Annotated in this window: 21 protein-coding genes and 1 other RNA gene; 12 read left to right on the top strand and 10 right to left on the bottom strand. The window is 73.9% G+C overall.

All coding sequences use genetic code 11. The features are described 5' to 3' along the window. The first annotated feature begins 129 nt into the window (after positions 1-129). The 5 genes from AB0J57_RS18750 (at position 130) to AB0J57_RS18730 (ending at position 5,415) form a co-directional block, all read left to right on the top strand. Positions 130-1,164: an iron-siderophore ABC transporter substrate-binding protein gene (locus AB0J57_RS18750; protein ID WP_366129590.1), complete on the top strand. Its 1,035-nt coding sequence runs from the start codon at positions 130-132 to the stop codon at positions 1,162-1,164. Positions 1,165-1,620: 456 nt separating this feature from the next. Continuing rightward, entirely contained in the window at positions 1,621-2,436 is an 816-nt protein-coding gene (locus tag AB0J57_RS18745; protein WP_366129310.1) for a Nif3-like dinuclear metal center hexameric protein, read from the top strand. Then, positions 2,433-3,176 carry a C4-type zinc ribbon domain-containing protein gene (locus AB0J57_RS18740; RefSeq protein WP_366129589.1) on the top strand — a complete coding sequence of 248 codons (744 nt, stop codon included), beginning with the start codon at positions 2,433-2,435 and terminating at the stop codon, positions 3,174-3,176. Before AB0J57_RS18745 ends, AB0J57_RS18740 begins: the two co-directional genes overlap by 4 nt. 20 nt (positions 3,177-3,196) lie before the next feature. Beyond that, positions 3,197-4,567, top strand: a complete 1,371-nt coding sequence (locus tag AB0J57_RS18735; protein WP_366129588.1) for a bifunctional RNase H/acid phosphatase — start codon at positions 3,197-3,199, stop codon at positions 4,565-4,567. Continuing rightward, the gene (locus AB0J57_RS18730) at positions 4,564-5,415 is read left to right on the top strand and encodes a GNAT family N-acetyltransferase (protein WP_366129309.1); all 852 of its coding nucleotides are present in this window, start codon (positions 4,564-4,566) and stop codon (positions 5,413-5,415) included. Before AB0J57_RS18735 ends, AB0J57_RS18730 begins: the two co-directional genes overlap by 4 nt. Here AB0J57_RS18730 and eda read toward each other — a convergent pair. Together eda and yaaA are read right to left on the bottom strand one after the other, a co-directional pair. Continuing rightward, the gene (eda, locus tag AB0J57_RS18725) at positions 5,373-6,047 is read right to left on the bottom strand and encodes a bifunctional 4-hydroxy-2-oxoglutarate aldolase/2-dehydro-3-deoxy-phosphogluconate aldolase (RefSeq protein ID WP_366129308.1); all 675 of its coding nucleotides are present in this window, start codon (positions 6,045-6,047) and stop codon (positions 5,373-5,375) included. The two genes, AB0J57_RS18730 and eda, sit on opposite strands and share 43 nt — an antisense overlap. Positions 6,048-6,104: 57 nt before the next feature. After that, positions 6,105-6,869, bottom strand: a complete 765-nt coding sequence (yaaA, locus tag AB0J57_RS18720) for a peroxide stress protein YaaA (RefSeq protein WP_366129307.1) — start codon at positions 6,867-6,869, stop codon at positions 6,105-6,107. A gap of 92 nt (positions 6,870-6,961) precedes the next feature. Between yaaA and AB0J57_RS18715 the strand changes: the two genes are divergently transcribed. Next, a complete protein-coding gene (locus AB0J57_RS18715; protein WP_366129305.1) occupies positions 6,962-8,404 on the top strand; it encodes an RNB domain-containing ribonuclease in 1,443 nt (480 codons plus the stop codon). Here the strand turns inward: AB0J57_RS18715 and AB0J57_RS18710 are convergent. Continuing rightward, the gene (locus tag AB0J57_RS18710; protein WP_366129304.1) at positions 8,355-9,182 is read right to left on the bottom strand and encodes a hypothetical protein; all 828 of its coding nucleotides are present in this window, start codon (positions 9,180-9,182) and stop codon (positions 8,355-8,357) included. The two genes, AB0J57_RS18715 and AB0J57_RS18710, sit on opposite strands and share 50 nt — an antisense overlap. Beyond that, entirely contained in the window at positions 9,179-9,958 is a 780-nt protein-coding gene (locus AB0J57_RS18705; protein ID WP_366129303.1) for a MerR family transcriptional regulator, read from the bottom strand. Before AB0J57_RS18705 ends, AB0J57_RS18710 begins: the two co-directional genes overlap by 4 nt. A 78-nt stretch (positions 9,959-10,036) precedes the next feature. Between AB0J57_RS18705 and rnpB the strand changes: the two genes are divergently transcribed. Further along, an RNA gene (gene rnpB, locus AB0J57_RS18700) (RNase P RNA component class A) lies at positions 10,037-10,436 on the top strand. Positions 10,437-10,563: 127 nt separating this feature from the next. Next, a complete protein-coding gene (locus tag AB0J57_RS18695; protein ID WP_366129302.1) occupies positions 10,564-11,169 on the top strand; it encodes a response regulator transcription factor in 606 nt (201 codons plus the stop codon). Here the strand turns inward: AB0J57_RS18695 and AB0J57_RS18690 are convergent. From AB0J57_RS18690 to lanKC, 4 genes are all read right to left on the bottom strand, one after another. After that, positions 11,099-12,916: an ABC transporter ATP-binding protein gene (locus tag AB0J57_RS18690; protein ID WP_366129301.1), complete on the bottom strand. Its 1,818-nt coding sequence runs from the start codon at positions 12,914-12,916 to the stop codon at positions 11,099-11,101. The two genes, AB0J57_RS18695 and AB0J57_RS18690, sit on opposite strands and share 71 nt — an antisense overlap. Next, positions 12,913-14,679: an ABC transporter ATP-binding protein gene (locus tag AB0J57_RS18685; protein WP_366129300.1), complete on the bottom strand. Its 1,767-nt coding sequence runs from the start codon at positions 14,677-14,679 to the stop codon at positions 12,913-12,915. The genes AB0J57_RS18690 and AB0J57_RS18685 overlap by 4 nt, the downstream gene beginning before the upstream one ends. 76 nt (positions 14,680-14,755) lie before the next feature. Then, positions 14,756-14,899, bottom strand: a complete 144-nt coding sequence (locus tag AB0J57_RS18680) for a SapB/AmfS family lanthipeptide (RefSeq protein WP_366129299.1) — start codon at positions 14,897-14,899, stop codon at positions 14,756-14,758. Next, positions 14,896-17,601 (bottom strand): class III lanthionine synthetase LanKC, encoded by a 2,706-nt coding sequence (gene lanKC / locus AB0J57_RS18675; RefSeq protein WP_366129587.1) that lies wholly within the window; start codon positions 17,599-17,601, stop codon positions 14,896-14,898. Before lanKC ends, AB0J57_RS18680 begins: the two co-directional genes overlap by 4 nt. 224 nt (positions 17,602-17,825) lie before the next feature. Here lanKC and AB0J57_RS18670 point away from each other — a divergent pair, with 224 nt between their 5' ends. Both AB0J57_RS18670 and AB0J57_RS18665 read left to right on the top strand, forming a co-directional pair. Further along, positions 17,826-18,308, top strand: a complete 483-nt coding sequence (locus AB0J57_RS18670) for an SRPBCC family protein (protein WP_366129298.1) — start codon at positions 17,826-17,828, stop codon at positions 18,306-18,308. Between the two features lie 124 nt (positions 18,309-18,432). Next, entirely contained in the window at positions 18,433-18,756 is a 324-nt protein-coding gene (locus tag AB0J57_RS18665) for a nuclear transport factor 2 family protein (RefSeq protein ID WP_366129297.1), read from the top strand. Between the two features lie 24 nt (positions 18,757-18,780). Here AB0J57_RS18665 and AB0J57_RS18660 read toward each other — a convergent pair whose 3' ends face one another. Then, positions 18,781-19,536 (bottom strand): SDR family oxidoreductase, encoded by a 756-nt coding sequence (locus AB0J57_RS18660; protein WP_366129296.1) that lies wholly within the window; start codon positions 19,534-19,536, stop codon positions 18,781-18,783. Positions 19,537-19,657: 121 nt separating this feature from the next. Between AB0J57_RS18660 and AB0J57_RS18655 the strand changes: the two genes are divergently transcribed. Next, positions 19,658-21,295, top strand: a complete 1,638-nt coding sequence (locus AB0J57_RS18655; RefSeq protein ID WP_366129295.1) for an alkaline phosphatase D family protein — start codon at positions 19,658-19,660, stop codon at positions 21,293-21,295. 67 nt (positions 21,296-21,362) lie between these two features. After that, a complete protein-coding gene (locus tag AB0J57_RS18650) occupies positions 21,363-22,700 on the top strand; it encodes a multidrug effflux MFS transporter (protein WP_366129294.1) in 1,338 nt (445 codons plus the stop codon). Positions 22,701-22,722: 22 nt separating this feature from the next. Here the strand turns inward: AB0J57_RS18650 and AB0J57_RS18645 are convergent, their stop codons facing one another. Beyond that, a complete protein-coding gene (locus AB0J57_RS18645) occupies positions 22,723-24,030 on the bottom strand; it encodes a hypothetical protein (protein ID WP_366129293.1) in 1,308 nt (435 codons plus the stop codon). Between the last annotated feature and the right edge of the window lie 79 nt (positions 24,031-24,109).

Raw genomic sequence — 24,109 nt, 5'->3', positions numbered from 1 at the left:
GTGGCGATGTCCTGGTTCGCCTGAGAAAGGGGGTGCATTTGTGCTGGCAGGGCCGGGCATGCTTAGGGTTAGGTCTGCCTAAGTAACCCCGCGTCGTCACGCGGTGACCCCCCAGGAGCACACATGTCCGTGTCCGTACGCCGCCGTGGTACCGCGGCCGTCGTAGCCCTCGCCGCCGCGCTCTCCCTCGCGGCCTGCGGAGGCGGTGACGGCGGCTCCGCCGACAAGGCGAAGGGCGACGACGGCGGCAAGAAGTCCGTCGCGCAGGGCGGCAAGGACTTCGGCGACGCCGCGGCGAAGACCGCCGCGATGGGCACGGACGCCAAGGCCGGCCAGTTCCCGCGCACCATCACCCACGCCATGGGCAAGACCGAACTGAAGGCCGCGCCCAAGCGGGTCGTCGTCCTCGACGTCGGCGAGCTCGACAACGTCGTCTCGCTCGGCATCAAGCCCGTCGGCTACGCGCCGAGCGAGGGCGACGACGGCATCCCGTCCTACCTCGCGAAGGACGCCGGCAACCCCAAGAGCGTCGGCACCATCAACAACCTCAACCTCGAGGCGATCCTCAACCTGGAGCCCGACCTCATCATCGGCAGCCAACTGCGCGCCGCCGACAAGTACAAGGAGCTGTCCCAGATCGCTCCGACGGTCTTCTCCATCCGCCCCGGCTTCACCTGGAAGGAGAACTACCTCCTCAACGCCGCGGCCCTGGACAAGACCGCCGAGGCGAAGGCGAAGCTCGCCGCGTACGAGACGAAGGCGAAGAAGCTCGGCACGGACATCGGCCCGAAGAAGCCGACCGTCTCCATGGTCCGCTACCTCCCGGACCGCATCCGCCTCTACGCCAAGGCCTCCTTCATCGGCACGATCCTCGAGGACGTCGGCCTGCCGCGCCCGAAGAACCAGCAGATCAACGACCTCGCCACGGAGGTCGGCCCGGAGAAGATCGACGCCGCCGACGCGGACTGGATCTTCACGGGCGTGTACGGCGACCCGAAGAAGACCAAGCGGGACACCACCCAGGCCAACCCGCTGTGGAAGAACCTGAAGGCCGTCAAGTCGGGCCAGGCCAAGGACGTCCCGGACGAGACCTGGTACCTCGGCCTCGGCGTCACCGCCGCGAACGAGGTGCTCGACGACCTCCGCGCGGACCTCGTCAAGTAACCCCACCACCCACCGCCCCGCACCCGGCCGACGGCCGGGGCGGGGCCGTGCAGGGTCGCCCCCGCAGAGGTTGGCGGCGAAGCCGGGGCTCCCTTACGAGAGAGCCAAGGCCGCCGGCCTCGAGGAGGTGAGCCCGGAGGGGCCCCGCCCCCCACCCACGGGGGGTGGCACGGCCCACCGAGCCGCACCGCCCCGGGGCACCGGGAACAGGCACCGCCCCAGTCCGTTGTGCCCACCCTCCCCCAAGCTCTCGGCTTCGCTCGAGCAGGGGGAACCCCCATCGCCCTGCGGAACGACTGCCCACAACGGGGAGGGGGTGAGCCCTGCGGGACGACTGCCCACAACGGGGGAGGGACCCCCAGTGGAACGACTGCCCACAACGGAAGCGGCGAGCCCCGGAGCCAGGGCGGGCGGCGTCGGTGCAGGCTGGGAACGCGGGCAGGTAGCCTTTCCTCCGTGCCCCGTCTGTCTGAAGTCATCGCCGAGCTCGACGCCCTCTGGCCGCCCGAGCGGGCCGAACAGTGGGACGCCGTCGGCACCGTCTGCGGCGACCCCGACGCCGAGGTCACGCGCGTGCTGTTCGCCGTCGACCCCGTACAGGAGATCGCCGACGAGGCGATCGCGCTCGGCGCCGACCTGATCGTCACCCACCACCCGCTCTATCTGCGCGGTACGACGACCGTCGCGGCCGGCCACTTCAAGGGCCGCGTCGTCCACACGCTGATCAAGAACGACATCGCGCTGCACGTCGCGCACACCAACGCCGACACCGCCGACCCCGGCGTCTCCGACGCCCTCGCCGGCGCGCTCGACCTGCGTGTCACCGGGCCCCTCGTACCCGAGAACGGCCTCGGCCGGATCTGCGAGGTCGACCCGCCCGAGACGCTGCGAGAGTTCGCCGCCCGCGCCGCCAAGCGGCTGCCCGCCACCGCGCAGGGCATCCGCGTCGCGGGCGACCCCGACGCCACCGTCCGTACCGTCGCCGTCAGCGGCGGCTCCGGCGACAGCCTCTTCGACGCCGTACGCGCGGCGGGCGTGGACGCGTTCCTCACCGCCGACCTGCGCCACCACCCGGCCTCCGAGGCCACCCAACACTCACCGCTGGGGCTGGTCGACGCCGCCCACTGGGCCACCGAGTGGCCCTGGTGCGAGCTGGCCGCCGCCCAGCTCGACGAGATTTCCGACCGCCACGGCTGGGACTTGCGCGTCCACGTCTCTAGGACGGTCACCGACCCGTGGTCCCACCACTCTTCTTCTGGAGCCCCCAACTGAACGCCGCGCCCGCCGACCAGATCCGACTCCTCGACGTCCAGTCCCTCGACGTACGCCTGTCCCAGCTCGCCCACAAGCGCAAGTCGCTGCCCGAGCACGCCGAGATCGAGTCGCTGAACAAGGACCTCACCCAGCTCCGCGACCTGCTCGTGGCCGCGCAGACCGAGGAGAGCGACTGCGCCCGCGAGCAGACCAAGGCCGAGCAGGACGTCGACCAGGTGCGCCAGCGCGCCGTCCGCGACCAGCAGCGGCTGGACTCCGGGGCGATCACGTCCCCCAAGGACTTGGAGAACCTCCAGAAGGAGATCGTCTCGCTGGCCAAGCGCCAGGGTGACCTGGAGGACGTCGTCCTGGAGGTCATGGAGCGCCGCGAGTCCGCGCAGGAGCGCGTCGCCGAGCTGACCGAGCGGGTCTCCTCCGTCCAGGCCAAGGTCGACGACGCCGTCGCCCGCCGGGACGCCGCGACGCAGGAGCTGGACAGCGAGGCCGCGTCCGTCACCAAGGAGCGCGAGCTGGTGGCCGGTTCGGTCCCCGCCGACCTGATGAAGCTGTACGAGAAGATCCGCGAGCAGCAGGGCGGGGTCGGCGCGGCGCGCCTGTACCAGCGCCGCTGCGAGGGCTGCCACATCGAGCTGAACATCACCGAGATCAACGACGTGCGGGCGGCGGCGCCCGACACGGTCGTGCGGTGCGAGAACTGCCGCCGCATCCTGGTGCGCACGGCGGAGTCGGGCCTGTAATGACTGCCGCCGTGCGGGCCGTGCGGGAACTGATCGTCGAGGCCGACGGCGGCTCCCGGGGCAACCCGGGCCCGGCGGGGTACGGGGCGGTGGTCCTGGACCCGGTGTCCGGGGAGCCGCTGGTGGAGGCGGCCGAGTACATCGGCGTCGCCACGAACAACGTCGCCGAGTACAAGGGCCTGGTGGCGGGGCTGAAGGCCGCCCGCGAGCTGGCGCCGGACGCGACGATCAGGGTCCGGATGGACTCCAAGCTGGTCGTGGAGCAGATGTCGGGGCGCTGGAAGATCAAGCACCCGGACATGAAGCCGCTGGCGGCGGAGGCGGCCCGGATCTTCCCGCCGTCGCAGGTGACGTACGAGTGGATCCCGCGCGAGCTGAACAAGCACGCGGACCGGCTCGCCAACGAGGCGATGGACGCGGGCCGGCACGGCAAGCAGTGGCAGCCGTCCACGTCGGCGGCCGCCCTCGACGCGGGTGCGGCGCGCGTGGTCGGCGACGCGGCGGCGGGCGCGGCGAAGGCCCGCGCGGCGCTCGCGGGAGCGACGCCCAGCGCGACCGGCACCTCCACCGGCACCGGCACCGGCACCGGCACCGCGCCCGAGCCCCTCAGCGCCGAGCCGGCGGCCGGGCAGGACCCGCTCGCCGTAGCACCGGACACCGCGCCCGCATCCTCCGCAACCGCGTCCTCCGCGCCCGCCGCCGCGGCCGCGAGCCGTACCGCGACCGCCGCAGGCACCCCGCCCGTCGGCTGGGCGGCCACGGCGGACCTCGGGGCGCCGGCCACGTTCGTGCTGCTGCGGCACGGCGAGACCGCGCTCACTCCGGAGAAGCGTTTCTCGGGCAGCGGCGGCAGTGACCCCGACCTGTCCCCGGTCGGCCGGCGGCAGGCCGACGCGGTCGCGGCCGTGCTCGCGGCGCGCGGCACGATCCAGGAGATCGTCTCGTCGCCGCTGGCCCGGTGCCGTCAGACCGCCGCGACGATCGCCGCCCGGCTCGGCCTGGACGTCCGGATCGAGGACGGGCTGCGGGAGACGGACTTCGGCGCGTGGGAGGGCCTGACGTTCGCGGAGGTACGGGAGCGGTACCCGGACGACCTGGACGCCTGGCTCGCCTCCCCGAAGGCCGCCCCCACGGGCGGTGAGTCCTTCGCGGCCGTCGCTCGCCGGGTCGGGGCGACCCGCGACCAACTGACCGCCCGTCATGCGGGCCGCACGGTCCTGCTGGTCACGCACGTCACGCCCATCAAGACGCTGGTCCGCCTGGCGCTGGGCGCCCCGCCGGAGTCCCTGTTCCGCATGGAGCTTTCGGCGGCCTCGCTCTCGGCGGTGGCGTACTACAAGGACGGCAACGCCTCGGTGCGCCTCCTGAACGACACGTCCCACCTGCGGTGAGCGCAGGCGGCCGCTGGCACGTCACCCGCGACGTCGAGGAGTTCCGGCGCGAGGCGCGGCCGTACCTCGACGCCGACCCGGCCGGCTGCACCCTGCTGCTCACCGTCGGCGAGACGGTGCGGCGGTACGGGCCCCGGGCGTACGGGGACGAGGACGCCTGGTTCGGGTGGTGGCGCCGTACCCCCGGCGGGCCCGTCGAGGCGGGGTTCGTACGGACCCCGCCCCACCACCCGCTGCTCGGGCCCATGCCGGACGAGGCCGCCCGGCAGCTCGCCCGGATCCTGGACGGCATCCACGGCGTGCGGGGCGGCGACGGCCCCGCCCTGGCGTTCGCCGCCGCGCGGACCGGCGACCGTACGGACGGGTGGAGCGTCGTCCGGCGCACCAGGCTGTTCCGGCTCGGCGACCTCACGCCGCCGCACCCGGCGCCGCCCGGCGCCTCCCGCCTGGCCACCGCCGCCGACGTACCGCCGGCCGCCGCCTGGATGAGCGCCTTCGCCGCCGCCATCGGCGAGGACCCGGCCGTCGACCACACCGCGAACGTCGCCCGCCGCGTCGAACAGGGCGGCCTCCACCTGTGGGAGGACGGCGGCCGGCCCGTCTCGATGGCGGCCCACTCGCCGCTCGTCGCCGGGCAGGTCCGCGTATCGCCCGTCTACACGCCACCCGAGCTGCGCGGTCGCGGTTACGCCGGGGCCGTGACCGCCACCGTCAGCCGCGCCGCCCGGGACGCGGGTGCCCGCCAGGTGCTGCTGTTCGCCGACGTGGCCAACCCGACCAGCACCGCGCTCTACCAGCGCCTCGGCTACCGCCCGGTCGCCGACCACGTCGACGTCGCGTTCACCTGACGCCGGCACACCCGCAGCGTCGACGCCTCCCGCGCCAGCGACTCCACCCGGGCCCAGTCCCGCGCCGCGAGCGCGTCGCTCGGCAGCATCCACGTACCGCCGACGCAGCCCACATTGGGCAGGCCCAGGTACGACGGCGCCGACGCGGCCGAGATGCCGCCCGTCGGGCAGAAGCGGGCCTGCGGCAGCGGGCCGGCCAGCGACTTCAGGTACGCGGTGCCGCCCGCCGCCTCCGCCGGGAAGAACTTCATCTCGCTCACCCCGCGCTCCAGCAGCGCCACGACCTCCGAGGCCGTCGAGACGCCCGGCAGGAACGGCACGCCCGACGCCTCCATCGCGTCCAGCAGCCCGCCCGTCCAGCCGGGGCTGACCAGGAACCGCGCCCCCGCGCCGACCGCGTCGGCCACGCCCCGCGCCGAGACGACCGTGCCCGCGCCGACCACGGCGTCCGGCACCTCGGCGGCGATCGCCCGGACGGCGTCGAGCGCGGCCGGTGTCCGCAGCGTCACCTCGATCGCCGGCAGCCCGCCCGCGACCAGCGCGCGGGCCAGCGGCACGGCGTCGGCGGCGTCCTCGATGACGACGACCGGCACGACGGGGGCATGGTCCAGCACGGACGGGGCGGCAGTCATGGGCCCCATCCTGCCGGGCAGCACCACATCCCGCAACGGACGTTGCAGTCTGTGCAATCAGTGGATCTCGTCCACCAGTACGTCCAACTTCCCCGCCGCCGGCGTCTCCACCACGTACCCCAGGTCCCGCAGCGCCTCCACCAGCTCGGCCGGCGACCCCGGCGCCGCGCCCGCCTCCAGCAGGCTCCGCACGATCCGGCCCTTCGTCGCCTTGTTGAAGTGGCTGACCACCTTCCGTGTCGGCGCGTGCAGCACCCGCACCGTCGCCGTCCGCGCCGCGACCTCGCCCTTCGGCTTCCACGCCGTCGCGTACGCCGCCGACCGCAGGTCCAGCACCAGCCCGTCCCCGGCCGCCTCAGGCAGCACGGCCGCCATCGGCGTACGCCAGTACGCCCCGAGCGCCCCCAGCCCCGGCAGTTTCACGCCCATCGAGCAGCGGTACGACGGGATCCGGTCGTCCACCCGTACCGCGCCCCACAGCCCCGAGAAGACCAGCAGCGACTCCCGCGCCCGCTCCCGCGCCGCCGCGTCCAGCGTCGCCAGCCCCAGCGCGTCGTACAGCACGCCCGTGTAGATCTCCCCGGCCGGCCGGGCACCCGCCGTCCGCAGCCCGGCGTTCTTCGCGACCTCGCCGCGCAGCCCCTCGCTCAGCCCGAGAACCTCACGCGCCTTGTCCTCGTCGGCGGCGCACAGCTCCACCAGCTCCTCCAGCACGGCCGCCCGCGCGGCCGCGAGCCCCGGCAGCGACAGGGACCCCGGCTCCAGCGGCGCGCCGCTCCCCGATGCGGCCTTTCCTTCCGAGGGCGGCAACAGCACGAGCACGGTGGTTCTCCTTCGGTACGTACGGAACGGGGGTGCGGCCCCGCGCCAGCGTACAAAGTGCCGCACCGTGCCCCGCGCCATACGCTCGACCCATGCCCCGCCGCCAGATGCGAGTGACCGGCGCGGCCGAGGCGCCCCTGCGGGCGGCCCTGCGCGCGCTGCGTACCCAGCTCGACGTCCCCGACGCCTTCCCGCCCGCGGTCCTCGCCGAGGCCGAGGCGGCCGCCAAGTCCCCGCGCCTGCCGGGGCGGGACGCGACCGACATCCCCTTCTTCACCATCGACCCGCCCGGCTCCACCGACCTCGACCAGGCCATGTACCTCGCGCGCCGCGCCGACGGCGGCTACCGCGTCCACTACGCCATCGCCGACGTCGCCGCCTTCGTCACCCCCGGCGGCGCGGTCGACACCGAGGCCCACCGCCGCGTCCAGACGCTCTACTTCCCCGACGGCCGCATCCCCCTCCACCCCGCCGTCATCTCGGAGGGCGCCGGCAGTCTCCTCCCCGGCCGGACCGCTCCGGCCCTCCTGTGGCGCATCGACCTCGACGCGGACGGCCGCCGCGTCGCCACCGACGTCCACCGCGCCCTCGTCCGCAGCCGCGCCCGGCTCGACTACGCGGGCGTCCAGCAGCAGCTCGACGCGGGCACCGCCGAGGAGCCGCTCGCCCTCCTCCGCGAGATCGGCACGCTGCGCGAACGACTGGAGATCGAGCGCGGCGGGATCTCCCTCAACGTCCCCGAGCAGGAGATCGTCGAACGCGACGACGCCTACTTCCTGGAGTACCGCGCCCCGCGCCCCGCCGACGCCTGGAACGCCCAGATCTCCCTGCTGACCGGCATGGCCGCCGCCGACCTGATGACCGCCGCCGGCACCGGCATCCTCCGCACCCTCCCCACCGCGCCCTCGGGAGCCGTCGCCCGGCTCCGGCACTCCGCGAAGGCCCTCGGCATCGACTGGCCGCACCACGTCTCGTACGCCGCCCTCGTCCGCTCCCTCGACCCGCGCGACACCCGCCACGCCGCCTTCCTCCAGGACTGCACCACCCTCCTGCGCGGCGCCGGCTACACCGTCTTCACCGACGGCAAGGCGCCGGTACCGGCCGTCCACGCCGCCGTCGCCGACGAGTACACGCACTGCACCGCCCCGCTGCGCCGCCTCGTCGACCGGTACGCCGGCGAGCTGTGCGTGGCCGCCGTGGCGGGGCAGGACGCCCCGGAGTGGGTACGGGCCGCCCTGCCCGGCCTCCCGCAGCGGATGGCGGAGGGCTCACGCCGAGCGGGCACCGTCGAGCGGGAGTGCGTCGACATCGTGGAGGCCGCCCTGCTCAAGGGCCGGGTCGGCGAGGTCTTCGACGCGTACGTCATCGACGTCCACGACCGGGACCCGGCGGTCGGCACCGTCCACCTGGAGGCCCCGGCGGTGGTGGGTCGCGTGGAGAGCGGCAACGAGGCGCTCCCGCTGGGGCAACGGCTGCGCGTACGGCTCACGCAAGCCGATCCGGGGCGGGCGAAGGTGCTGTTCGCCCCGGCGTGAGCGCCCGCCCGAGCGCGGCCACCAGGGCCCGCGCGTCATCGGCGTGGCACCGCACCGTACGCACGTCGTGCCGCTTGCCCAGCAGCCGCACGGCCGTGACCGGCTCGGCGAGCTCGATGGTGACGGACGTCTGCGAGGCCACCGCCAGATTGAGCACCCCGTCCTCCTTCTCGTGCGAGAACAGCAGCTCGTGGCGCACGGCGGCGATCCGCTCCAGCGGTATCGACACATCGACATGCCCGCCCTGCCGCACCCGCAGCACACCCCCGCCCAGCACGTGCGGGCGGGTCACGGACGCGGCGTGCAGCCCCACCACGAACAGCACGGTGTACACGTCCAGCACCAGGACCACCGCGTGGACGACCGGCCGGGACGCCAGCAGGTACGACATGCCGGCCGTCTCCACCACGCACACGAAGGCGAACCCGTACATGTACGCCGCCTGGTCCCGCGCGTGCCCGAACGCCCGCAGCCCCGGGCCCGTCCCGTGCGGCCGCCGCGCCACCCACCGCACCAGGCTCACCATCAGCCGCAGCTCGTGCCCGATCAGCCGCACCACCGGCTCCGGCACCAGCTCGTACACCGCCTCCCGCCGGGACAGCCCGCGCCGCCGAAGCCGCACGAAGACCAGGACCTCAGCCCCCAGCAGCGCCAAGGCCGCCAGCTCCGCCGCCACGAGCGCCGCGCCCGGTATCCGCACCCCCGCCACCAGGAGGACCGCCAGCACCACCTCGGCGGGCAGCACCGCGTACGCGACCCCTCGCAGGACCCGTCTCACCGCGCACGCTCCCCGGCGATCCGCAGCGCCCGCCGGACGGCCTCGGCCTGCGCGGCCGAGAAGTCCGCGAAGAACGCCCCGGGGAACGACCCGTTCTCCAGATCCCCCAGGTCGTCCGGCACCACCTCGTCCGGCAGCAGCGCCGCCAGCGCCCGCGCGGCCTCCTCCACCCGTACGTCGTCGGCCGCCGCGTCCGCGAGCGCGTCGAGCAGCGCGTACACCTCGTACGCCCGCTCCATCGCGCCCGGCTCCTCGGTCATCCGCCGCATCGCGCCCAGCAGCCGGGCGCCCTCCTCCTCCGGCATCACCGTGTCCAGCAGGGCGAGCATCTCCCGGTCCCGGGCGGCCATCGCCGGCTCGGGCCCCGGCAGCTCCGCCGACGCCCTCGCCATGTCCCCGAACAGCTCCGCCAGCCCCGGCGACACCGGCCCCTCGGCGGGCAGCCGCCCCGCCCTGGCCTGCTCCAGCAGCACCCCCAGCCGCTCCCGCCGCGCCCCGATCTCCTCCTGCTGCCGCGCCAGATCGGCGTCCAGCTCCTCCAGTACGTCGACGAGCTCCCGCCCGGCGTCATCGGCGAGCACGTCCCGCACCTCGTCCAGGCCCAGCCCCAGCTCGGTCAGCCGCCTGATCCGTGCGAGCAGCACGGCGTCGCGCAGCGTGTAGTCCCGGTAGCCGTTGGCCAGCCGCCGGGGCTCGGGCAGCAGCCCGAGGTGGTGGTAGTGGCGTACCGCACGCGATGTGATGCCGACGAGGCCGGCGATCTCTCCGATCCGCATGACACTCAGTAGAAACGTTGACGTCGCGACAGGGTCAAGCGCGCGCCGGCCGACCGGTACCATGGTCGACACGGCAGACGAGCCGGGCGGACGGCCGCGTGGAGACCCTTCGGGGCTCCCCGAGGAACGTCCGGGCTCCACAGGGCAGGGTGGTGGCTAACGGCCACCCGGGGTGACCCGCGGGACAGTGCCACAGAAAACAGACCGCCGGGGACCTCGGTCCTCGGTAAGGGTGAAACGGTGGTGTAAGAGACCACCAGCGCCTGAGGTGACTCAGGCGGCTAGGTAAACCCCACCCGGAGCAAGGTCAAGAGGGGGTGCCTCGGTGCCCCTGCGCGGACGCATCAGGGCTGCCCGCCCGAGTCCGCGGGTAGACCGCACGAGGCCGGTGGCAACACCGGTCCTAGATGGATGGCCGTCACCCCGACGACCGCGAGGTCCCGGGGCACAGAACCCGGCGTACAGCCCGACTCGTCTGCCTCATCCCCACCTCGTCCCCCTTGGCTCCAGCCGCACCACCCTGAGCTGCTCCGACTGAAATTCCCGGCATGGGCGGGGATAATGATGTTCGGGGCCAGGTCTCATCGGGGCCGCAGGGAGCCACATTGATCCGTGTTCTTCTCGTAGGGAAGACCCGCCTGGTGCGGGGGGCGCTCGCCGCTCTGCTCTCCCGCGAGGAGGACATCGACGTCGTCGCCGAGGCCGAGGGGGACGGCGACGTCCTGGCGAGGGCGCTGCTGTGCCGGCCCGATGTGGCCGTGATCGACGTCGACTGCGAGGAAGGCGAGGAGTTCGCCGCGAACGGCGAGCTGCCGGCCCGACTGCCGGACTGCCGGATGCTGCTGATGATGGCCTCGCCGACTCCCGACCACCTCCGCCGCATGCTCGATGTGCACGCCGCCGGGGTCATCAGCATGAACGCCCCCGCCGACCGCCTGGTCCATGGGGTGCGCAAGCTGGTACGGGGACAGCGGTTCATCGACCCGGAGTTCGCGCTGGCCGCGCTGGAGGCGGGTGACAATCCGCTGACCCCTCGGGAGGTGGAGGTCCTGCGCCTGACCGCGGACGGCACGCCCACGGCGGAGATCGCCGCGAGGCTGTCGCTGTCCGTGGCCACGGTCCGCAACCACCTGGCGGCGATCACGAAGAAAGCCGGGGCGCGGAACCGGATCGACGCGATCCGGATAGCGCGGGAGTCCGGCTGGGTGTGACCGGGGACGTGGCCGGAGCCGTGGCGGGCGAGGGGTCCGCCGCGTCCCAGTGGCCGACGAGGTCGCGGTAGAGCGCGGAGCCGGCCATCAGCTCCTCATGGGTGCCGACGCGGACCCGCGTACCGTCCATGACCAGGACCCGGCCGGCCCGCAGCGCCGAACTGATGCGGTGGGCGACGACGACCAGGGTGCCGGGGGCACGGGCGAAGGCCCTCTCGGCGACCGCCTCGGCGGCCGGGTCGAGGTGGCAGGTGGCCTCGTCCAGCAGCGTCAGGCGCGGTACGGGGAGAAGGGCCCGCGCCAGGGCGATGAGCTGGCGCTCGCCGGCCGACAGCCGCTTCGGGTCCAGCGGCACGTCGTAGCCGCCCAGGCGCTCCACGAGCGGTGCCGCGCCGACCGCGCGGACCGCCGCCTCCACCTCGGCAGGGGCGGCACCGGGCGCGAGGTAGGTGAGGTTCTCGCGGAGCGTGCCGGCGAAGACGTACGCCTCCTGCGGGATCAGCACCCGGTGCCGGGCCAGGTCGTCGCCGTCCAGGGCCGCCACCGGTGCACCACCCAGGCGCACCTCGCCGGCCTGCGGTGCGAGGACCCCGGCGGTCAGCGCGGCGAGGGTCGACTTCCCCGCGCCGCTCGGGCCGACCACGGCGAGGTGTTCGCCGGGGGACAGGACGAGGTCGAGGTCCTGGACGACCGGGGCGGCGGAGCGGGCGTAGCCGAAGGTGACGGCGCGCAGTTCGACGCGCGAGTCGCGGGGGCGCGGGGACGGCCCGGGGCGCGCCTCGGCGGCTGCGGACGGTTCGGGCGCCACCTCCGCGATCCGGCCCGTGGTGACCAGCAGCCACAGCCCGCTGCTGCCGAGTTCCTCGATGAAGTTCTGAAGCGCCGGATTCAGGCTCTGCGACACATAGGTGAGCGCTCCCAGGACCGCGCCCGCCGTCACGCCGTTGCGCACCAGCCAGGGCGCCCCGGCCAGGATGAGGACGAGCGGCACCCGGCCGCCGATCCCCAGGGCGGCCGTGCGCAGTGCGGTGAGCCGCGCCAGGGCCCGGGTGGCCCGCGCGGCGGCGTCCACCTCGGCGCCGGTCCGGGCGCGGACGCGCTCCTCGGCACCGCACGCGACCACGTCCCGCAGCCCGCCGGTCACCGCGCTCGCGGTCTCGGAAATGCCCTCGTTGGCCAGGATGACCGCCCGCTGCCTGGCCGCCATCGCCCGCAGGGCCGCGAGGAACAGCCCGAGCCCGAGGAGCAGCGGTGGCAGGACCAGGACGAGGAAGGCGGGGTCCAGGGTGGCCAGCCCCAGCGTCACGGTCACCACCGTGATGGCGAAGCCCTGGACGAACATGACGACCGCGCCGTACGCCTCCCGGGCGATCTCCACGTGCTCGGTCAGGCGCGCCACCCCGGCCGTGTCGGCGGGCCGCCCCAGCTCGGTGGAGCGGTGCAGCGTGCCGGTGGTCACGAGGGTGACCATCTCGTCCCGGAACGGCTCGACCAGCGCGGCCAGTCCCAGGACGGCGTGCCGGGTCGCCCACGCCCCGACGACGAAGACGACCGCCAGCACGCCCAGCCAGGTGAAGCCGACGGCGGGCCGCCCGGCGAGGAAGCCCTGGTCGACGGCGCGGGCGACGGCGAGGCCGGACAGGAAGCCCGGCACCGCCTGCACCAGGGACCAGCCCGTGAGCCGCAGGTGCTCCCGGCTCCGCCGGCGCAGTGCGGAGCGGAGGATCGCGCCGGGCCGCCCGTTCACCGCGCGCCTCCCGCCACCGCGTTCAGCGGCTCCTTCGGCGGGGCGGAACCCGGTTCCTTCCCCGGGGCGGGGTCCGGCCGGAACGCGGCGCGGTAACCGGGCTCCGCCCACAGGTCCCGGTGCCGCCCCCGCGCGCGGACGCCACCGTCGGCGAGCCACACGACGAGGTCCGCCCGGGCGGCGGTGGAGGCCCGGTGCGTGACGATGAGCCGGGTGCGGTCGGCCAGGGCGCCGGTGAGCACCTGGCTGATGTGGTGTTCCGTCACGGTGTCGAGGCTGGCGGCGACGTCGTCGAGCACAAGCACCCGCTCGGCTTGCGTGAACGCCCGGGCGAGCCCCACGCGTTGCACCTCGCCGCCCGACATGGGGGCGTCGGCGAGCCGGGTGCCGTAGCCGTCGGGCATGTGCCGGATGAACGCGTCCGCCCGGGCCGCCGTGGCATGGTCCACCAGTTCGTCCCTGGACGGGGTGCGCGGCCCGAAGCCGATCGCGTCGGCGAAGGTCTCCCCGAGCAGCGCGGGCCGCTCGAACCCGTACCCCACCGCCCGCCGCAGCTCGGTGCGGTCCACCCGGCGCAGCGGCACGCCGTCCAGCAGTACGTCGCCCTCGTCCGGGTCGACGAGCCGGCCGGCCAGCGCGGCCAGCAGCGACTTTCCCGCCCCGGAGCGCCCCACGACGGCGACCAGGGAGCCTCCTGGCAGGGTCAGGTCGAGGTCCTGGAGGACGGTGTCGCCGCCCACGCGCACGGTGACGCCGCGGAACTCCAGCCGTCCGCCGCCGTCCAGGGGCTCGGGGAGGCGCTCGGAGCCGTACTCCACGGGCGGTTCGGCGAGCACCTCGGCGAGCCGCCCGGCCGCCGAACGCGCCTGCACGAGCTGGTTCAGGGTACCCACCACCGAACTCAGGCCGGTGGCCATGACCACGTACTGACTGGCCGCCAGCACGTCTCCGGGCGTGATGCGGCCGTGCGACAGTTCCAGGCCCGCCACGGCGAGCACGGCGACCATCAGCAGGGGGACGATGAGCGTTTCCCGGGCCGACATCCGGGCCATGGAGCGCCACATCCCCATGCCGTGCCGGTGCAGCTCCGGCAAGGGGGCGAGCACGCGGCGCGTCTCGCGGTCCACCGTCCGCGCCGCCGCGATCGTCCGGCTTCCGGTCAGGGCGTCGGTGAGCCGTGCCGCGATCCTGCCCTGCGTGGTGAGGTAACGGTCGTTGAGGTCGGAGATGTCACGGATGAAGGCGCGTATCAAGGGCACCAGGACGGGCAGTCCCACGACGAAGGTGAGGCACAGCCAGGGGTCGATGAGTGCCAGGGCGACGACGGCGCCGACCGGTGGCACGAGGTTCATGACGACCCAGATGAGGCCGGCCGCCACCTGCCCGGTCTCGGAGGCGTTGCCCACGAGGCGGGTGACCAGGTCGCCCGGCTCGAACCGGCGGGTGGCGCGGGTGCCGAGCGCGAGGACGTGTTTCAGCAGCGTGTGGCGCAGCCACGCGGTGGAGCGGGCCTCGGCCACGTCGCTCACGAAGTCGTCCAGCGTTTCACAGACCACCAGGACGAAGATCAACCCGGCGGTCAGGGACAGCCACCGTGCCGCGTCATGGCCGCCGAGCACGGCGTCGAGGGTCTGCCCCATGACGGCGGGCAGCACGACACCGGCACCGCTGATCAGCAGTGACGTGATCACCATGACACCCACCCAGGGGCCACTCCGCCGGAACGCCGCCAGCAGCAGGCGGTCCGCAGCGCGTCGGTCCACGTGGTCCTCCTGACCGACCTCTGACCGATTCGGCCGATGGGTACGGCGGGGACGCTCCGAGCGCCCCCGCCTCTGTTCACAGGACGTTGACCCTGAGGAGTTTCTTCTTGCCGAGCTTGATCCTCACGCGGACGCAGATGAACGACGAGTTGGAGCCGGAGCCACCGTTGCCGAGTTCTGAGTCCGGCATGTCCAGGCCCTGCAGATCGAGGAGCGTCATGTGATGTCACCTCCCTTCTTCGCTGGGACGGATGGTTCGGCCGTGTGCCGCGTCCCGCCGGCGGCGGCCGGCGGAAGGAACGGCAGGTGTACGGGGGCGTCGTGGAAGGCGGCGCCCAGGGCGAGCAGCACGCCGGCGCTGCCGGTGGCCAGGTCCATCGAGAGCCGCAGGAGCTGCTCGCCGGGGAAGACCAGGTGTCCCCGGTGGGTGAGGGCTTGCCGCGAGAGGTGGCGCACATGGCCGGCGACCTCGGGGTCCCGCTCGGCGGCCGTGCCGGGCGGATGGGCGCGGCTGAGGCCGAGGATCATCCCGGCCGTGCCGCGGAAGAGCCCCGACTCGGCGGAGAACTGCGCCGACGCCGCCCTGCGGATCTCGGCGGCCGCAGTCATGAACCGGTCCTCCCGGCGGTGGACGAGGTAGTCGTCCAGGACGAGGCCGATCCCCGCGCTCCCCTCGGCGAGGTACGGCACGGTCCGCCAGCCCTCGTCGACGTGCAGCCCGCCGTTCTTGCGGACGACGCAGCGGCGCAGGTCCTGGTCCAGCGCGGTGGCGGCCGGCTCCAGGAAGGCCGGGTCGCCGGTGTGCTCGTACAGCCGGACGAACAGCAGGGCCGGTCCCGAGGAGCCGCGCATCAGTCCGGCGTACGGGTGTTTGCCGCCGCTGGTCTCCGGTACGCCGTCGGCCGGGCCGAGCCGGCCGGCCACGATCCCGGCGACGGTCATGGCGGCGTCGTGGAACGCGGGGTCGCCGGTGACGGCGGCGAAGTGCTGGAGGTTCAGGCCGATGCCCGCCAGGCCGCCATGCAGGTCGAGGCCCAGCTCCCGCCACTGGTCGTCGCCCATGCACCGGTCGAGGACCTTCAGGGCCTCGTCGCGGTGACCGAGGTGGTCGAGCACGTACGCGACACCGTGCAGGCCGTCGTAGAAGCCGAAGCGGGTCCCCGGCTCCGGGCCGAGGGCCTGCCGTACGAGCCACTCCTCGTACTCCGGGTGGCGCCCGGCACCGGTCGCGTCCAGCGCGTACAGCACACCGGCGGCGCCGTACGCGACGCCCAGGCCCCCGCCCGGCGCCCTGAACTGCTCGATGTCGCCCGGGAAGAGCCGGTCGTCGCGGTCCGGTGTGGCGGCGGCCAGGACGGCGGCGGCCATGGACTCCCGGGCGCGCAGCCAACTGTCGTGGTCTGCCTCCGGGCGCGCCCCGCCGTCGGCCTCTGCCGCCGTACCACTGCCGCCTCCGGTGATGACCCGCACCGCCTCCTCCAGGAAGGCGGGGGGTACCGGGAACGTCCGGCGGGCCTCTCTCGCCAGTTGCCCGGCCTTGGCCGTGTCCAGCGCGATCAGCGGGGTCAGCGGCATGAACATGTGCAGGCGCAGGCAGGCCAGGGCGTAGCGGTCGATGTCGAACCCGGTCACGTCCTCCGGCGCCATGAACCCGGGGGCGGCGAGGGACTGCGGGCGCTGCTCCGCCGCGTCCGCCGTGCCCTCGAAGTCGATCAGCACCACCCGGCCGTCGGGGCGGACCAGGATGTTGGACGGGTGGACGTCACCGAGGACCAGGCCCCGCTCGTGCACGGCGGCGACGGCCCGCTCCACCCGTTCCACGAGGTCGACGGCCCACGAGGTGTAGGCGACGGCCGCCGTGTCGTCGCCGTCCGACGGCGACAGCGGGTACCGCTCGCGGAAGACGTCGGTGAGCGGCTGCCCGTCGATGAACTCCTCGACCAGGAAGTGGTGGTCGCCCAGGACGAAGTGATCGCGCAGCGCGGGTACGCCGTCGAGGCCGCGAAGCCGCTCCAGGGCCTCCCGCTCGCGGTGCAGCCTGGTGACCGCGTCCGCACCGTCCAGCGTGAGCCCCGCGTACGGCCGGGCCTCCTTGAGGACGACCCGCTCTCCGGTGCGGGTGTCCTGACCGGCGTAGAGACCGCCGCCGTTGGAGAAGTGCAGGGCTTTCTCGATCCGGTAGGGCAGGTCGGCGACCGTCGTCCTGGCCCGCTCGGCGACGTGGGGTTCCAGGAAGGCGGGCAGCGTCACCCAGTCGGGCACCTGGAACACCGGCGCCCGCAGGTCCGGTACGAGCCGTCCCGACTCGTCCTCGATCGCCAGCACGGTCTCGCCCGTCGTGGGCGAGACGCAGTAGCGCTGGGCGAAGCCCCCGTACCTGACGTACAGCGGTCCGGACGCCCAGCGCAGGTCGCTGAGGATGTACGGGCCCGGCCGGCCGTGCAGGACGCCGTCCAGGTCGGTGAGCACCCGCTCCAGGGCGGCCTCGTCCACCGGGTAGATCGTCACGAACTTGCCGCTCGCGCCCCGCCACGCGTACTTGATGTTGGCGTTGAACAGGGCGTCCATGCCGTGGAGGAACTTGAAGGCGATCCGCCGGGGGACGCAGTAGTCCCACACCGCGTCGAGGATCTCCTGCGCGTTGTCGAGGCTCGCGGAGACGTGGATCTTCCAGCCCTGCGCGGGCAGATCGGCGCCGTCGGGGTGGTAGAACACCCAGTTTTCGAGCTCGGACCGCGTCCACGTGTCGGGCACCGGGCACCGGGCCTGCCGGAAGTCGCCGCCCCCGTCGTTTACGCCGACTACGCTGTCCGCGCCGTCGCTCTCGCCGTCAGTGACCGGAATCTCGCCGTCCGCCGGCCGGACACGGAAGGGCGTGTCGTAGAAGAGCGAGTCTGTGAGGCAGTAGGCCTCGTAACGCATATCCACGGGAGTCTCCACTCATGGGCTCGGGCTCGGTGCCCGTTTCCGCCCGGGATCACTAGCGAGGATTGCAGAGCCGACCGCCGCGAAAACACCACTGTTCCTCACGTGTGCGGTGGGCGAAGTCACTCGCGGGGTGGGAGAAACGCCCGGGTGGCGGCCCGTACGGCCCGGGTTCGCGCGTCACCGGGCGGGTACTGGGCCGGTTCGGTGACAATCCCGACATGGACCACACACCACAGGTCACCGCCGTCACCGTCGAACGGCGCATCGCCGCCCCGCGCGACCGCGTCTGGGAGGCGCTCACCGACCTGCACGGCATGCCCGGCACGCTGAGCGGCGTCACCCGGGTGGAGGTGCTCACCGAGGGCCCCTTCCAGGCGGGCACGCGGTGGCGGGAGACGCGCCGGATGTTCGGCAAGGAGGCCACCGAGGAGCTGTACGTGACGGCCTGCCAGGCCCCTTCCCGCTATGTGGTGGAGGCCGATTCGCGGGGCACGCACTACGTCTCCGAGTTCACGGTCCGCGAGACCGCGCCGGGCGAGACGCTGGTACGGACCTCCTTCACGGCCCGCCCGCCCGGCGGCCTCGGCGGCCTGCTCGCCAGGCTCCTCGGCGGTCTCGGGCGCAGGGCCGTCGCCAAGGCGGTCGAGCGGGACCTGGCGGACGTGGCGGCGGCGTGCGAGCGGCGCCCGGGCGGGGCCTAGGCGGGCCCAGGACCCGTCCGCCGGGGTGGACTGACGCGCCACGGGTGGCGCAAGGTCCACGGGGAGCGGGGTACGGGGGTGTACGGCTGAGGCACCCGCGTACCCGCTCACCCGAGGAGACCCCGTGACCATCGCCCCCAACCGGCTCACCGACCCCGCCGTACGTGTCTTCGTGACGGCGGTCAACGCCCACGACCAGCAGGCGTTCTACGAAGCGCTCACGCCCGACGCCACCATGTCCGATGACGGCTCCGACCGGGACCTCCGGCAGTGGGCCGAGCGGGAGATCTTCTCCGCCAACGGACACATGGACATCGAGTCGCAGGAGGCCGACGGCCGCGCCCTTGTCGTCAACTACCGCAACGACACCTGGGGCGAGATGCGGACGGCGTGGCGGTTCATGGTCGAGGGCGGGAAGGTGAGCCGTTTCGAGACGGGCCAGGCGTAGCGCCCGGGGTGACGCCCGGCGGGGTCAGCCGCGGCCGATGTAGGGCATCGTCGTGGCCATCACCGTCGCGAACTGGACGTTGGCCTCCAGCGGCAGGGCCGCCATGTGGGCCACCGTGCGGGCCACGTCCGCCGCGTCCATGACCGGCTCGACCGCCAGTTGGCCGTTCGCCTGGAGGATGCCGGTCTCCATGCGCCGGGTCATGTCCGTCGCCGCGTTGCCGATGTCGATCTGGCCGCACGCGATGCGGTAGGGGCGGCCGTCCAGGGACAGCGACTTCGTCAGGCCGGTCATGGCGTGCTTGGTCGCGGTGTACGCGATCGAGTGCGGCCGGGGCACGTGCGCCGAGATCGAGCCGTTGTTGATGATCCGGCCGCCCTGTGGCGACTGCTCCTTCATCTGGCGGTACGCGGCCTGTGCGCACAGGAACGCGCCCGTCAGGTTGACGTCGACGACCGAGCGCCACGTCTCGTGATCGAGGTCCTCGACCGGCGTGCCGCCACCGGCGAAGGTGCCCGCGTTGTTGAAGAGCAGGTCCACGCGGCCGAACCGGTCCCGGACGGCCGCGAACAGGGCCGTCACCGCGTCGGGCGACGTCACGTCGGTCGGGACGCAGAGGGCGTCGTCCGCGCCGGCGAGCGACGCCGTCTCCCGGAGTGGCTCCGCCCGGCGGCCCGCCAGTGCCAGGTCCCAGCCGTCCTCGGCCAGCGCCAGCGCCACGCTCCGGCCGATGCCCGAGCCGGCCCCCGTCACCACCGCGATCCTCCGTACAGCGCTCATGGGCCGCAGCGTACGGGAGAGTCCGGCACGCGGAACTCATGTGGCCGACATGTGGATGTTGTGTACCCGACAATCAGTGCTACTGAGATGCCCCTGACACACGCCATCAGGGGAGGGGCCCATGACGCCCGCAGACCGGTCCAGTGCTCACCACTCACCCGAACTCCGCGCCGCCGCCCGCCACTTCGGCCGCCGCGGCTTCCTCACCGTCACCGGGGCCGCCGCCGCGCTCGCCTTCTCGGTGAACCTCCCGGGCAGCGCCCACGCCGCCGAGGCCGATGCCCGGACGATCACCGAGGACCCGTTCACGCTCGGCGTGGCCTCGGGCGACCCCCTGCCCGGCTCCGTCCTGCTGTGGACGCGCCTCGCGCCCCGCCCCTACGAGCCCGGCGGCGGCATGCCCCGGGCCCGCGTCCAGGTCCGCTGGGAGCTCGCCCACGACGACCGGTTCACCCGGATCGTCAGACGCGGGCACGCCACCGCCCACCCCGAGCTCGACCACAGCGTCCACGCCGAGGTGTCCGGCCTCGACGCGGACCGCGTCTACCACTACCGCTTCCGCGCCGGCACCTGGATCAGCCCCGCCGGCCGCACCCGCACCGCGCCCCGCCCCGGCGCCCGCCCCGGCGAGCTGAAACTGGCCGCCGTCTCCTGCCAGGCGTACCACGACGGCTACTTCACCGCGTACCGCCACCTCGCCGACGAGGACCTCGACGCCGTCTTCCACCTCGGCGACTACCTGTACGAGTACGCCGTCAACGCCACCGGCGGCGCCCGCAACTACACCGACCGCCGGCTCCCCGCCCACTTCAACCGCGAGACCATCACCCTGGAGGACTACCGGCTGCGCTACGGCCTCTACAAGTCCGACCCCGACCTGAAGGCCGCGCACGCCGCGCACCCCTTCGTCGTCACCTGGGACGATCACGAGACCGAGAACAACTACGCGGGCGGCATCCCCGAGAACGACGTACCGCCCGAGGAGTTCCTGCTGCGCCGGGCCGCCGCGTACCGCGCCTACTGGGAGAACCAGCCGCTGCGCACCCCCCAGCGGCCGGCCGGCCCCGACATGCGGCTGTACCGGCGGCTGAGGTTCGGGAGCCTCGCCCAGTTCGACATCCTCGACACCCGCCAGTACCGCTCCAACCAGGCGTACGGCGACGGCTGGCAGACCCCCGGGCCCGAGTCCGAGGACCCCTCGCGCACCATGACCGGCGCCGAGCAGGAACGCTGGCTGCTCGACGGGTGGCAGGAGTCCGACGCGGTGTGGAACGTCGTCCCCCAGCAGGTCACCTTCGCCCAGCGGCGCAACGTCCCCACCCCCGACTTCAAGCTCTCCATGGACGCCTGGGACGGCTACCCCGCCTCCCGGAGGCGCGTCCTGGACGGCGCGGCGGCGGCCGGGATCGAGAACCTCGTCGTCCTGACCGGCGACGTGCACGTCGGCTACGCGTTCGACCTGAAGGCCGACTTCGACGACCCGGCCTCGCGGACCGTCGGCACCGAGCTCGTCGCCACGTCCATCGCCAGCGGCAAGGACGGCGCCGACCGGCCCGCCAACTGGGACAACCTCACCCGGGCCAACCCGCACCTGAAGTTCTACAACGGGCGGCGCGGCTATCTGAAGGTCACCCTGACCGGCGAGCGGGCCCGGGCCGACTACCGGACCGTCTCCGCCGTGACGACGCCCGGCGCGCCGGTGACCACGGCCGCCTCGTTCGTCACCGAGGCGGGTGACCCGGGCCTCAAGCCCGTGTGACATTTGAGGTTTCAACGACTGGCGTCGAGCTGAGAGCATAGGGCCGGACCTCACAACAGGAGATGAGATGCCGGAGAGCGGCCCGAGCACGCCAGGACACATACCGACCGAACGCCCGCAGGCCGCCACACCGGCCTCCACCGCGCCCGGTGACCCCCTGGGCGCCGGGGCGCCGCCCGCAGCCCCGCCCGCCGCCGCCCGGCGGGCGGGGCTGCTCGTGACGCTGGTCCTCGGCGGGCTCACCGCACTGCCGCCGCTGTCCATGGACATGTACCTCCCGGCCCTGCCGGAGGTCACCCAGGCCCTGCACGCGCCCGCCGCCACCATCCAGCTCACCCTCACCGCCTGCCTCGCCGGCATGGCGGCCGGCCAGCTCGTCGTCGGGCCGATGAGCGACAAGTGGGGGCGCCGCCGCCCGCTGCTCGTCGGCATGCTCGTCTACATCGCCGCCACCGCCGTCTGCGCCCTGGCGCCGACCCCCGAACTGCTCATCGCCTTCCGGCTGCTCCAGGGCCTCGCGGGCGCGGCCGGCATCGTGATCGCCCGGGCCGTGGTCCGTGATCTGTACGACGGCGTCGAGATGGCCCGCTTCTTCTCCACCCTCATGCTGATCTCCGGTGCGGCCCCGATCGTCGCCCCGCTCATCGGCGGCCAGATCCTCCGGGTCACCGACTGGCGCGGGGTCTTCCACGCCCTCACCCTCGTCGGGGTCCTGCTCACGTTCGTCGTCTGGAAGTGGCTCGGCGAGACCCTCCCGCCCGCCCGGCGGCACGGCGGCGGGGTCGGCGAGGCGCTGCGCACCATGCGCGGACTGCTCGCCGACCGGGTCTTCTCCGGCTACATGCTCGCCGGCGGCCTCGCCTTCGCCGCCCTGTTCGCCTACATCTCGGCCAGCCCGTTCGTCGTCCAGGAGATCTACGGGGCCTCGCCGCAGACCTTCAGCCTGCTGTTCGGCGTCAACTCCGTCGGGCTCGTCGCGGTCGGGCAGATCAACGGCAAACTGCTGGTGGGCCGGGTCAGCATGGACAAGGTGCTCGGCTTCGGCCTCGCGGTGATCGCCCTGGCGGCCGGGGCGCTGCTGCTGATGACCAGCGGGGTCTTCGGCCCCGTCGGCCTGGTGCCCGTCGCGGCCGGGCTGTTCGTCCTGATGTCGGCGATGGGCCTGGCGCTGCCCAACACCAACGCCCAGGCCCTGATGCGCACCCCGCACGCGGCCGGCTCCGCCTCCGCGCTGCTGGGCACGTCCTCGTTCCTGGTCGGCGCGGTGGCCTCACCGCTCGTCGGCATCGCGGGCGAGGCGACGGCGGTCCCGATGGCCGTGGTCCAGCTCACCTGCGCGCTGGGCTCCGTCGCCTGCTTCCTGGGCCTGTGCCGCCCGTGGCGGAAGGAACCACAGGAGCACTAGGGCGGCCAGTGGCGCAGGGCCCTCAGCCGCGCCGCCCGTAACCGGTCAGGTGGACGCGGTCGCGTGCGTCCGTCCAGCGGAAGACACCCACGCCGGCCACCTCCGCCGCCGGGAGCCGCACACTCGGCGCGAGCGCTTCGGGCACCCCGGTCGCCAGGTCCACGGCGACCGGGCTGCCACCGCCGGCCAGGGCGTCCGCCGCGCTGCGGGCGCCGCTCGCGCCGTACGCCACACCGCCGTCCGTGACGGTGGTCAGCGTCAGCGGCTTGGAACCGTCCGCCTCCTCGAAGCACCGGCCGGTCCGCGCGTCCAGGTCGAAGGCGAGGCTCCCGGCGATCAGGTACCGCCCGCCCGGCGACACCACCGCCTGCGGGTACTCGCCCGGTTCGATCGCCGGCCTCCGGCACTCCGCCTTCACCAGCGGCCTGCCCGTCCGCGCCTCGTGGACCGCCCAGATGTCGTGCGTGGCCGCCCGCGCCGCGCCCTTCTTGCCCCGCCACCGGGCCAGCACGTGCCCGGACGTCACCGAGGCGGGCACCCCGCTCGCGGGGTCCGCGCCCGCCGGGGCCCGGTCGCGGCTGAACCAACCGCCGGGCACCCAGAACCCCCGCGCACCGCTCACCAGCAGGCCCTTGGCCGTCACCCCGCGCACGGCGGTCAGCCGCCGGCACTCGGCGCAGCCCTTGGGGTGACCCAGGCGCTGCGGCGGGACGACGCTCACCTCGCCGGTGTCCGGGGCGACGACCGCGCTCCTCGCCCGGCCGTCGCTGATCAGTACGCCGGGCCCGCTGCCGGTCACTATCGGTACGTCGGCCCAGGGCACCTCCACGCGCCGGCGGGAGCCGTCGGCCGCGTCGTACACGTCGAGCGACACGAAGCTGCCGGCCGTGGTCAGCGGGTCGTCGCCGGTCCGGCCGTACGACCAGGTCACGAAGAACTGCCGGTCCTCCTTGGCCACGGCCAGCAGCCCGGGAACGGCCTCCGGGCCCCCGAGCGGCCGCCAGGGCCTGCCCGCCCAGCCGTGGCGCCCGGTCCGCGCGTCGAGGGTGCGGAGGCGGTACCGGGTGCCGTTGACGCGCTCCAGGTACGCGATCACTCCGGTGGCGCGGGCGATGACGTACTCGGGGGAGAGGCCGGTGACCTCCCAGCCCCGGGAGGTGTCGTACGCGCCGGGGACGGTGAGCCGGGTGACGGGCGGGGCGGACCGTGCGGCCCTCGTGGCGGAGGGGGCCGTGGGCTCGTCGTCCGTTCCGCAGGTGGCGAGCAGGACCAGCAGGGCCAGGACGGCCGCACCGGCCACCAGGGCCATGCGCACGATCCTCTGTCTCATGGTCCCCCACCCGGTCCGACGGGCGGCCAGCGTAGCAACTGCCGCAGGCCGCCGAGCAGTTCGCGTCGCACGGGCCGGG

It is taken from the genome of Streptomyces sp. NPDC049837, assembly GCF_040674455.1.
Taxonomy (GTDB): Bacteria; Actinomycetota; Actinomycetes; order Streptomycetales; family Streptomycetaceae; genus Streptomyces.
Note: the sequence above shows the minus strand (reverse complement) of the source record. Positions and strands in the feature narration are given on the sequence as shown.

Bases quoted from the DNA above. Each gene is read 5' to 3' on its own strand.
- eda (WP_366129308.1), bottom strand. From the start codon at position 6,047: ATGACTGCCGCCCCGTCCGTGCTGGACCATGCCCCCGTCGTGCCGGTC.
- AB0J57_RS18715 (WP_366129305.1), top strand. From the start codon at position 6,962: ATGCCCCGCCGCCAGATGCGAGTGACCGGCGCGGCCGAGGCGCCCCTG.
- AB0J57_RS18705 (WP_366129303.1), bottom strand. From the start codon at position 9,958: ATGCGGATCGGAGAGATCGCCGGCCTCGTCGGCATCACATCGCGTGCG.
- AB0J57_RS18680 (WP_366129299.1), bottom strand. From the start codon at position 14,899: ATGACGCTCCTCGATCTGCAGGGCCTGGACATGCCGGACTCAGAACTC.
- lanKC (WP_366129587.1), bottom strand. From the start codon at position 17,601: ATGCGTTACGAGGCCTACTGCCTCACAGACTCGCTCTTCTACGACACG.
- AB0J57_RS18670 (WP_366129298.1), top strand. From the start codon at position 17,826: ATGGACCACACACCACAGGTCACCGCCGTCACCGTCGAACGGCGCATC.
- AB0J57_RS18660 (WP_366129296.1), bottom strand. From the start codon at position 19,536: ATGAGCGCTGTACGGAGGATCGCGGTGGTGACGGGGGCCGGCTCGGGC.
- AB0J57_RS18655 (WP_366129295.1), top strand. From the start codon at position 19,658: ATGACGCCCGCAGACCGGTCCAGTGCTCACCACTCACCCGAACTCCGC.
- AB0J57_RS18650 (WP_366129294.1), top strand. From the start codon at position 21,363: ATGCCGGAGAGCGGCCCGAGCACGCCAGGACACATACCGACCGAACGC.
- AB0J57_RS18645 (WP_366129293.1), bottom strand. From the start codon at position 24,030: ATGAGACAGAGGATCGTGCGCATGGCCCTGGTGGCCGGTGCGGCCGTC.